This window comes from Mesorhizobium sp. M1A.F.Ca.IN.022.07.1.1 (genome assembly GCF_003997575.1).
Classification (GTDB): Bacteria; Pseudomonadota; Alphaproteobacteria; order Rhizobiales; family Rhizobiaceae; genus Mesorhizobium.
This window is the reverse complement of record NZ_RZST01000612.1, coordinates 1-1,484: the sequence shown is the minus strand read 5'-3', so window position 1 is coordinate 1,484 and position 1,484 is coordinate 1. Positions and strand designations below refer to the sequence as shown.

1 protein-coding gene and 1 pseudogene are annotated in these 1,484 nt (G+C 63.0%); both read right to left on the bottom strand.

Annotated elements, in window-relative coordinates:
* On the bottom strand, positions 1–398 hold a 398-nt coding region (locus tag EOA75_RS32740), incomplete at its 3' end, for a hypothetical protein (RefSeq protein WP_206517111.1).
* A gap of 18 nt (positions 399–416) precedes the next feature.
* Positions 417–1,484: pseudogene (locus EOA75_RS34355) on the bottom strand (DUF4815 domain-containing protein); the annotation flags it as partial.

The window sequence follows — 1,484 nt, the reverse complement described above, 5'->3', positions numbered from 1 at the left end:
TTATAGTACCGGCCCTTGCTGGCGCTTGACGCCCCCGGAATCTTCGGGGAGTTCGTATTGGCGTTCCAAGTGCCTTGGTAGGACATGGCACCAAAGAGCGTCGACGGCAGCTGAGCTGCCGGAACCTTTCCGGTCCCGTCGAGAGCGGCATAACCGTTCGCGTTGCCCTTTTCGGATGCGTCCTGCTTGCTGTCGAGAGCGGCCTGCAGCCCCGTCGTGTCTGCAATCGTGTGTTGATGCAACAGGAGCGCCCGGTTCGCGACTGAGACCAGGATCCCCGCAACATCGACGTCGATCGCAGAGAAGGCCGCGACCAGCCGAAGAACGTCATTCGCAAGCTCGTTGCTGCCGAAGGGAAGCTGGTACCCCCGGTTCAGCGTCGTGTTTTCTACTGGCATGGCGATCCTCGGCGAGGGTTACGGGGTTGAGATCGCCCGGAAGTCGTAGGCCATCGGCCGCGCCGCCGGGGTGCCGGTGAGCGTGATGCGGATGCGCCCAACGGGATTGGCGTTGAAGCCAATGACGCTGTATTTGCGCTCGACCCAGCCGGCATCCTGCAGCGGCGCCTGCGTCACCTGAGGAACCGCTGTCCAGACGTCGTTCGCGGCATCTGCGTGCATTGCGATTGTCGCGCCGGTCTGGATCTTGGTCTTTAGATAGGACAGGATGTCGACGCCGGTGCCCATGTCGAAAGCGCGGGTGACATAGGTGCCGGTCGTCTGCAGCTCGCCCTCGATCGCGAGGATGACCGGGAAAACCACTGGCGAGACTTTGGCAGAACCGGAGAGCACCGCGCGGACCTCGACATTGCCGGTGTAGAAGGACTGCAATTCCCAGGCCTGGCCGGGATTGAGCAGAGTGACCGAACCGTCATCGAGCTCGACCTCGAAATGCATCGCGGCCGCGGCGGTCGGCAGCTCGACCTCGGCTCGAATAAGCAGATCGCTCATGTTGGCGGCGGCGAAGGTGCCGACATTCACGGTCTTGGTCGTCGGCGCGAACTTGGCGGCGATCAGCTGGAAGCAGATGTCCTCGTCCTGATGCGGCGTCCAGGTGACGGCATTCGACGACGACAACATGACGCCGACCGAATAAGGCTGCGCCGCGACTGGCTGCTGAAGGTCGGCGTCGAAGTCGCCGAGCTTGGCGGTCTTGATTGAATGATTGCCGTCGTTTGTCTTCACGACAAAGGCGTATTCGATGCCGCTGGCCAACCAGATGGGGTAAGGGAAGCGGATTTCGGTCCACTGCCCGATCACCGCGTCGTTCATGTCGTAGAACGCCTGGGCGATGACGTTGACGGTCGGGATGCCATTGGCGACCTCGACCAGCTCGAGCACGATCGGGTGGTCCGGATCGCCGACGAGGCAGACCTTAAGGTTGACGCCGGCGATGTGCCGGCCTTCGGTCAACGTGAAGGTCTGCGCCAGCGGATCGGACCGGCGGTGGCGGCAATGGCGGCAGCCGGTCCGATCCGCTGGCGC